6 protein-coding genes are annotated in these 7,743 nt (G+C 72.4%); 2 read left to right on the top strand and 4 right to left on the bottom strand.

All coding sequences use genetic code 11. From position 1 onward, the window contains the following. Positions 1 to 373: 373 nt before the first annotated feature. Complete coding sequence (locus tag ABZ923_RS32425) at positions 374 to 922, bottom strand: MarR family transcriptional regulator (RefSeq protein WP_361478922.1); 549 nt, start codon at positions 920 to 922, stop codon at positions 374 to 376. Between the two features lie 110 nt (positions 923 to 1,032). Here ABZ923_RS32425 and ABZ923_RS32420 point away from each other — a divergent pair, with 110 nt between their 5' ends. After that, positions 1,033 to 2,331 (top strand): MFS transporter, encoded by a 1,299-nt coding sequence (locus ABZ923_RS32420; RefSeq protein ID WP_361478919.1) that lies wholly within the window; start codon positions 1,033 to 1,035, stop codon positions 2,329 to 2,331. Here ABZ923_RS32420 and ABZ923_RS32415 read toward each other — a convergent pair. From ABZ923_RS32415 to ABZ923_RS32405, 3 genes are all read right to left on the bottom strand, one after another. Continuing rightward, positions 2,328 to 3,173: a methyltransferase domain-containing protein gene (locus tag ABZ923_RS32415; RefSeq protein WP_361478916.1), complete on the bottom strand. Its 846-nt coding sequence runs from the start codon at positions 3,171 to 3,173 to the stop codon at positions 2,328 to 2,330. The two genes, ABZ923_RS32420 and ABZ923_RS32415, sit on opposite strands and share 4 nt — an antisense overlap. Before the next feature lie 64 nt (positions 3,174 to 3,237). Continuing rightward, on the bottom strand, positions 3,238 to 4,890 hold the full coding sequence (locus tag ABZ923_RS32410) for a SpoIIE family protein phosphatase (protein ID WP_361478913.1): 1,653 nt from the start codon (positions 4,888 to 4,890) through the stop codon (positions 3,238 to 3,240). 129 nt (positions 4,891 to 5,019) lie between these two features. Further along, complete coding sequence (locus tag ABZ923_RS32405; RefSeq protein WP_361478910.1) at positions 5,020 to 6,396, bottom strand: NAD(P)/FAD-dependent oxidoreductase; 1,377 nt, start codon at positions 6,394 to 6,396, stop codon at positions 5,020 to 5,022. 378 nt (positions 6,397 to 6,774) lie between these two features. On the opposite strand from ABZ923_RS32405, the gene ABZ923_RS32400 reads away from it, so the two are divergent. Then, entirely contained in the window at positions 6,775 to 7,539 is a 765-nt protein-coding gene (locus ABZ923_RS32400; protein ID WP_361478907.1) for a helix-turn-helix domain-containing protein, read from the top strand. Positions 7,540 to 7,743 lie beyond the last annotated feature (204 nt).

Below are 7,743 nucleotides of genomic sequence, written 5' to 3'. Positions count from 1 at the left end.
TCACTCGATCCGATTTCCTCGGTGCTTTCCAGGTTCCCGCTCTCGCGTTTCCCTTTCCGGCGGTTCCGACTCTATCAGATCCTTTCGGCGTCTGACTCCCAGTCAGGGGGGCTTGTCTTCCGGGCCGTTGGGCCGTTCCGACGTCTCAAACCTTAGCGGATCCGCCCGGCGATTCCCAATCGGGCCGCCGAGTCCCTATTCGAATTGAATTCGGGCACGCCGAAATCAACCCGTAGGGAAGATCGTGCTGAAGGTGTGAGGGGGTGCCGCTCGCGGCGGCTGAGGCGCTGTCGAAGAACCGTTACGGCTCTGCGGCAACCCGAAGAACTCTACGGATCGGGCGAGTCGGTGTCAACCGCCGCTGTCAAGATCTTTAATCGAGGTCGTTGAGCCGGCCGCCGGCGTCCGGCTGGGCGTGCTCGACCCGGCGCAGGAGCCTGGTCAGGACCTCGCCGAGCACCGCGCGCTCGACGGGAGTGAGGTCCTGGAGCAGGTCCTCCTCGAAGACCGTCGCCAGGCGCATGGCCTCCAGCCACTTCTCACGGCCCTCGGGGGTCAGCTCCACGATCACCCGGACGCGGTTGGACTCGTCACGCTCACGGGTGACCAGACCCTCGGCGACCATGCGGTCGATCCGGTGGGTCATCGCGGCCGGTGTGAGGCCGAGCCGCTTGGCCAGGTCGCTGGGGCCCATGCGGTACGGGGCGCCGGAGAGGACCAGTGCCTTGAGGACCTCCCACTCGGCGTTGCTGATGCCGAGGGCGGCGGTCTGGCGGCCGTAGGCGACGTTCATGCGGCGGTTGAGCCGGGACAGGGCCGACACGATCTTCTCGACCTGGGGGTCGAGGTCCTGGAACTCGCGCTGGTAGGCGGCGATCTGTTCTTCGAGCGTCGGCTCGGTGACGCCGGGTGTGTCGGCCATGGGCGCAGTATCGCACGATACGCCTTTGCCTTGAAGTCCTTGACTATGTAGTCTTTAGGTTCGAACTTTAGCTTCGAAGTCTTCAGGTCTAACTAGTGAGAGAGGTGAACGTGACCAGGGCGATGGGCGCAGCGATGCGCCGGATCCACGTGGGCAACGCACTCAGCGCGTTCGGGCTCGGCTTCACCGTCCCCTACCTGTACGTCTACGTGGCACAGGTCAGGGGTCTGGGAGCCATGACGGCGGGACTCGTGCTCGCCGTCTTCGCCGTGGCCGCGCTGATCGTGCTGCCGTTCGCCGGCCGGGCGATCGTGCGGCGCGGCCCGCTGCCGGTCCTGCTCGCCGCCCTGGTGACCGCCGCTCTCGGCGCGCTCAGCCTCGGTCTGGCCGGCGGTGCCGCCACCGTGCTGCTGTCCGCGGCGGCGCTCGGCGCCGGTCAGGCCGTGATGCAGCCGGCGCTGGCGACGATGATCGTGGACTGCTCCTCGGCGGACACGCGCTCGCGTGCGTTCGCGATGCAGTTCTTCCTGCAGAACCTGGGGCTGGGCGTCGGCGGGCTCATAGGCGGTCACCTCGTCGACACCACGCGCGTCTCCTCCTTCACGCTGCTGTTCGCGATCGAGGCGGCGATGTTCCTGCTGCTGGTCGGCGTGCTGGCGACCGTGCGGATGCCGCACTCGCCGCGCATGGAGGACGCTCCCGGGCGGTCGGCGAAGGGCGGCTGGAAGCAGCTGCTCGGGAACCGGGCCATGGTGCAGCTGTGCGTGCTGGGTTTCGTGCTCTTCTTCGCCTGCTACGGCCAGTTCGAGTCGGGGCTGAGCGCGTACGGCGTCGAGGCGGCCGGGATATCCACCTCCGCGCTCGGGACGGCGCTGGCCGCGAACACGCTGATGATCGTGGTCGCCCAGTTCGCCGTGCTGAAGCTCGTGGAGCGGCGGCGCCGGTCCCGAGTCATCGCCGGGGTCGGGCTGATCTGGTCGGTGGCCTGGCTGGCCGCGGGGTACGCGGGCCTGGGGCACGGCAGCCAGGAGATGGCGACGGCGGCGTTCGTGTCCACGTACGCGCTGTTCGGGCTCGGTGAGGCGATGCTGTCGCCGACGGTCGCACCGCTGGTCGCCGATCTGGCGCCGGAGGGCATGGCCGGGCAGTACAACTCGGCGTTCGCGCTGGTCAAGCAGCTGGCGCTGGCCGTGGGGCCGGCGGTGGGCGGTCCGCTCGGGGCCGCGCTGCACGGGCCGTACATCGTGACCTTCCTGCTGTTCTCGCTGGGGATCACCGTCCTGGCGCTGCGGCTGGGCCGGCAGCTCACCGCCGTACAGGACCGGCCGTGGCTGGCGCGCGGGACCCGGGTGGTCAGGCGGGGCGGTGCGTCCGCGGAGCACGGCGCTCCGCTGGTGGAGCCGCGCTAGAGGTCCCCGGGCACCCGCGGGGTGCTCAGCCGGGTCGCCGTGACCAGGACCGCCGTGAACGGAAGGGTTGCCGTGCCGTCGTCCGCGAGGTGCTCGGCCAACTGCTCGCGGACCAGGGCGGCGGCCCGGCTCAGGGCGTCGTCGCCGCCGGCCTGCCTGATCAGGCCGCCCCAGAGGGCGGCCAGGTGGGCGTGGGCGTAGGTGTCCAGTGGGGGCAGGGTGATGCCGAAGGTGACCTCCCGGTGGGCGGTGCCGGTGTAGCCGGCCGTGCGCAGGCCGGTGGTGAGCTGCTCGGCGGTGACGGCGAAGGCCCGCGCGAAGTGGCGGAGCGCGTCGGGGCCGCCGTACTCGTGGACGGCTCGCTGCTGGGCGAGGAAGTAGGGCTGGCGGTCGACGGGGGCCCAGACGGTCGCCGCGAAGCGGCCTTCGGGGCGGGTGACCCGCGCGGCCTCGGCGAGGCCGGTGTCGAGGTCGGGGAAGAACTGGGCGCCCTGCTGGCAGACGACCGCGTCGAAGGTGGCGGTGTCGTACGGCAGGTGGTCCGCGGGGGCCACCGTGAACTCGATGTCGGGGTAGAGGCGGGGGTGCCGGTCCCGGGCCACCCGGATCATCCCGGCGTCGTGGTCGGCGCCGTGGACCCGGCCGGTGGGGCCGACCAGGGCGGCCGCCGCGCGGGCGGCGAAACCGGTGCCGCAGGCGAGGTCCAGGACGGTGGCCCCGGGGCCCAGGTCCACGGCGTCCAGCAGCTCGCCGACGAACGGCGCCATGATCGGGGTGGAGCAGGTGTCGTAGCCCTCGGGCCCCTCGATGGCGCCGTTCCGCGTGCCGGATCCGTCTGTCATGGTCAGCTTCTAGCACCGGGCGCGCGTGTCGCCGGAGTGCCGCGCTGCCCGGTGCTGCCGCGGGTCAGTGTTTTGCCTTCGGCAGGACGAACTCGCACCAGACCGCCTTGCCGCCGCCGGGGGTGCGGCGGCAGCCCCAGTGGGAGGCGATGGTCGCCACGATCGCGATGCCCCGGCCCGACTCGTCGCCGGGTTCGGCGCGGCGCCGCCGGGGCAGGTGGTCGTCGCCGTCGGTGACCTCGACGATGAGGCGGCGGTCGGTACGGCGGAGCCGCAGCCGCATGGGCGGGGTGCCGTGCTGGAGGCTGTTGGCGACGAGTTCGCTGGTGGCGAGGACGCCGAGGTCGTGCAGTTCGGCGGGGAAGCGCCAGCTGGTGAGGACGCCGGAGGCGAAGGCCCGCGCGCGGGGGGCCGCTTCGACGCCGCCGAGGAGTTCGAGGGCCGCGTTGCGGAACAGGTCGCCGTCGGGGCCCGTGCGCGCCGGGTGCTGGAGGACGAGGACGGCCACGTCGTCGTCGTGGTCGGCGGTGACGCCGGCCGAGCGGACCAGGCGGTCGCAGACGACCTGCGGGGTGCCGGTGGCGCCGGCGAGGGCGCCTTCGAGCGCGGCGATGCCCTCGTCCAGGTCCTCGTCGCGGCGTTCGACCAGGCCGTCGGTGTAGAGGACGGCGGTGGAGCCGGGGCCCAGGGCGATGGAGCCGGAGGCGTGGATCCAGCCGCCGGTGCCGAGCGGCGGTCCGGTGGGTTCGTCGGCGCGGGAGACCGTGCCGTTCTCGTCCCGGACCAGGATCGGCAGGTGGCCGGCGGACGCGTAGACCAGGCGGCCCTCGTTGGGGTCGTGAACGGCGTAGACGCAGGTGGCGATCTGGTTGGCGTCGATCTCGGCGGCGAGGCCGTCGAGGAGCTGGAGCACCTCGTGCGGGGGCAGGTCGAGGCGGGCGTAGGCGCGGACGGCGGTGCGCAGCTGGCCCATGACGGCGGCGGCGCGCACCCCGCGGCCCATGACGTCGCCGATGACGAGGGCGGTGCGGCCGCCGCCGAGGGTGATCACGTCGTACCAGTCGCCGCCGACCGCGGCTTCGGTGCCGCCGGGCTGGTAGGTGGCGGCGATGCGCAGGTCGTCGGGTTGTTCGAGCTCCTGCGGGAGCAGGGAGCGCTGGAGGGTGACGGCGGTCTCGCGCTGGCGGCGCTCGCTGGCGCGCAGGCGTTCGGCGGCCTCGGCGTGGTCGGTGACGTCCGTGGCGAAGACGAGGACGCCAGCGTCGCGGTCGCCGTCCTCGGCGACGGGGGTGCAGGTGAAGGTGTACGAGCGGCCGTCGACGGCCTTGCGGGACTTCAGGGTGCGGGGCTTGCCGCTGCGCAGCACCTGGTCGAGCAGCGGGAGCAGGCCGAGTTCGGCGAGTTCGGGCAGGGCCTCGCGGGCGGGGGCGCAGGTGGGGCGGGCGCCGAAGGCCGCCGTGTAGGCGTCGTTGACGTAGGAGATGCGGTGGTCGGGGCCGTGGACGAGGGCGACGAGGGCCGGGACGCGGTCCAGGACGTCCCGCGTGGGCAGTTCGTCGACGGCGGGTACCGGGGGTGTGCCGTCGGCGGGCTGTTCGGCGCGGGCCGCGGGCACGGAGCCTTCCCCCCGCCGGTCCGGGGTGACCGCCGTCTCGGTCCGCGCGGCGGCGCGGCGCTGCGTTCCGGGGAGCCGGGCGCTCCAGCGCGTGAAGTTCACTTGGGGAAAGCCTCATGGGTGCTAGGGCGGGTGGCCCGTCCGACGTCGTAGGGCAGTCTGGCAGGGAGTGGGCCGCGGCGGGCGACAACCGTCAGACGCCGGCGCGAGCCGTGGAGTTCCTGGGTCCGGTCAGGACGACCCCTTCGGGTCGTCGGAGGGGCTGTGAGGAGGCTTTCCACCGGCCGCGAGTTCGAACTCCGCTCGGGGGTGTTCGAGTGAACCGAGCGAGACGATCTCCCGTTTGAAGAGTCCGGCGAGGGTCCATTCGGCGAGCACCCGGGCCTTGCGGTTGAAGGTGGGCACCCGGCTGAGGTGGTACACGCGGTGCATGAACCAGGCAGGGTAGCCCTTCAGTCGGCGCCCGTAGACCTGGGCGACGCCCTTGTGCAGGCCCAGGGAGGCGACCGAGCCGACGTACTTGTGCGCGTATGTCTCCAGGGGTTCGCCGCGCAGGGAGTGGACGATGTTGTCGCCGAGGACCTTGGCCTGGCGGACGGCGTGCTGGGCGTTGGGTGCGGTCTCGGCGCCGGGTTCGGCGGCCGTGACGTCGGGTACGGCGGCGGCGTCGCCCGCGGCCCAGGCGTGCTCGGTGCCTTCGACGGTGAGCTGGGCGGTGCAGCGCAGCCGGCCGCGGTCGGTGCGCGGCAGGTCGGTGGCGGCGATCAGCGGGTGCGGTTTGACGCCGGCCGTCCACACGACCGTACGGGTCGGGAAGCGCTGGCCGTCGCTCAGCACGGCGACGCGGTCGGCACAGGACTCCAGGCGGGTGTCCAGCAGGACCTGGATGTTGCGGCGGCGCAGCTGGGTGACGGTGTAGCGGCCCATCTCGGGGCCGACCTCGGGGAGGATGCGGTCGGTGGCCTCCACGAGGATCCACTTCATGTCCTCGGGGCGGAGGTTGTGGTAGTAGCGCGCGGTGTAGCGGGCCATGTCCTCCAGTTCGCCGAGGGCCTCGACGCCCGCATAGCCGCCGCCGACGAAGACGAAGGTGAGGGCGGCGTCGCGGATCGCGGGGTCGCGGGTGGAGGAGGCGATGTCCATCTGTTCGATGACGTGGTTGCGCAGGCCGATGGCCTCCTCGACGGTCTTGAACCCGATGCCGTACTCGGCGAGGCCGGGGATGGGCAGGGTGCGGGCGACCGAGCCGGGGGCGAGCACCAGTTCGTCGTAGTCGAGGAGTTCGGTGGTGCCCTCCTCGGCGGTGGCGAGCGTGGTGACGGCGGCGGTGCGCACGCCGTGGTCGATGGAGATCACCTCGCCGATGACGACGTGGCAGTGGTCCAGGACGCGGCGCAGCGGTACGACGACGTGGCGCGGGGAGATCGAGCCCGCGGCGGCCTCGGGGAGGAACGGCTGGTAGGTCATGTAGGGGTCGGGGGTGACGACCGTGATCTCGACCTCGCCCCGTCTGAGCTCGGCCTTCAGCTTCCGCTGGAGGCGCAGGGCCGTGTACATCCCGACGTAGCCGCCGCCGACAACCAGAATGCGCGCACGTTCCTTCACCATCCCATGACGCACCCGGCGCTGGTGTTTGTCCACAGCCCCGGCAATTTGTGTGACCGGCGGCCGGGTGTGCGCGGGGCCGGCCGGGGTGGCGCTGCGGAACGAAAGGGGGCAGGTCAGCGGGGGCGGGCTAGAGGGGGCGAAGGGCCGGAATAGGGACGTACCTGCCCCGTACTCCGATCGGGGGGCGCACTGTGCGGAACCTGCCCCTTCTGAATTGACGGTCTCTCAACTATGTTCGTGTGTCGACGGAGTGTAGGGAATGTGGTCGAACGGGTCCGCGACGGGCGGGTCCGGTCGGGACCGATGCCAGTTCCGCGCACTTCGCGTTCAGTGGCGGGGAGAGTCTCCGGGGGGAGACGTCATTACCGGGGGAAACACATGCATGTTCAGGAAACTCATTGGGCATCCGCAGCCGCCGTCGCGCCCGGTGGGAAGGCGATGACCGCGGCGGGGGGCAACGGACGCGCGGACGTGGCGCGGACGACCCCGCTGCGGGTGGACGCACAGCGCAATCTGGAACACGTGCTGCGTGCGGCGCGTGAGGTGTTCGGCGAGCTGGGCTACGGCGCGCCGATGGAGGACGTGGCGCGGCGCGCGCGGGTCGGGGTCGGCACGGTGTACCGGCGCTTCCCCAGCAAGGACGTGCTGGTCCGGCGGATCGCAGAGGAGGAGACCGCGCGGCTGACCGAGCAGGCGCGGACGGCGCTCGGGCAGGAGGACGAGCCGTGGTCGGCGCTGTCGCGGTTCCTGCGGACGTCCGTGGCGTCGGGGGCCGGCCGGCTGCTGCCGCCGCACGTGCTGAGAGTCGGGTCCACCGGGCCGGGCGACGCGGTCGCGCCGGCCGAGGAGGTTCGGGTGCCTCAGCAGCGGACGCAGCCGGGGGGTGCCGAGCTGCGGCTCGTGGCGGAGGAGGCCGCGGTGGTGGCCGACGACGCGGGGGCCGGGGCGCTGCTCGACGTGGTCGGGCAGTTGGTGGAGCGGGCCCGGGCGGCGGGTGAGCTGCGGGCGGACGTGTCCGTGGGTGACGTGCTGCTCGTGATCGCCACGGCGGCGCCGTCGCTCCCGGACGCGGCACAGCAGGCCGCGGCGTCGGCGAGGTTGCTGGACATCCTGCTGGAGGGGCTGCGGTCACGGCCGGCGTAGATCGCGTCGGCCGTCCTCGGCTCCGCCGTCGGATCCACGGTTCGTTCTCCCACCCGCACCACCCGGGCAGCTGTCGCGGCCGGGTGGTGCGGGTGTTCTTCGTGGGCCGGCCTCGCCGCGGGGGAAGTCCGCTCGGACGAGTGGATGGGGTCGGCGGGACGGGGGCCGGGGGGAGGTCCCTGTGGCACTCTGAGCCGGTGACGG

Source organism: Streptomyces sp. NPDC046881 (genome assembly GCF_040645015.1).
GTDB lineage: Bacteria > Actinomycetota > Actinomycetes > Streptomycetales > Streptomycetaceae > Streptomyces.
This window is presented reverse-complemented; position numbering and strand designations above follow the sequence as displayed.

Excerpts from the sequence above, each read along its gene's own strand:
- ABZ923_RS32425 (WP_361478922.1), bottom strand. The coding sequence starts at position 922 with ATGGCCGACACACCCGGCGTCACCGAGCCGACGCTCGAAGAACAGATC.
- ABZ923_RS32415 (WP_361478916.1), bottom strand. The coding sequence starts at position 3,173 with ATGACAGACGGATCCGGCACGCGGAACGGCGCCATCGAGGGGCCCGAG.
- ABZ923_RS32405 (WP_361478910.1), bottom strand. The coding sequence starts at position 6,396 with ATGGTGAAGGAACGTGCGCGCATTCTGGTTGTCGGCGGCGGCTACGTC.
- ABZ923_RS32400 (WP_361478907.1), top strand. The coding sequence starts at position 6,775 with ATGCATGTTCAGGAAACTCATTGGGCATCCGCAGCCGCCGTCGCGCCC.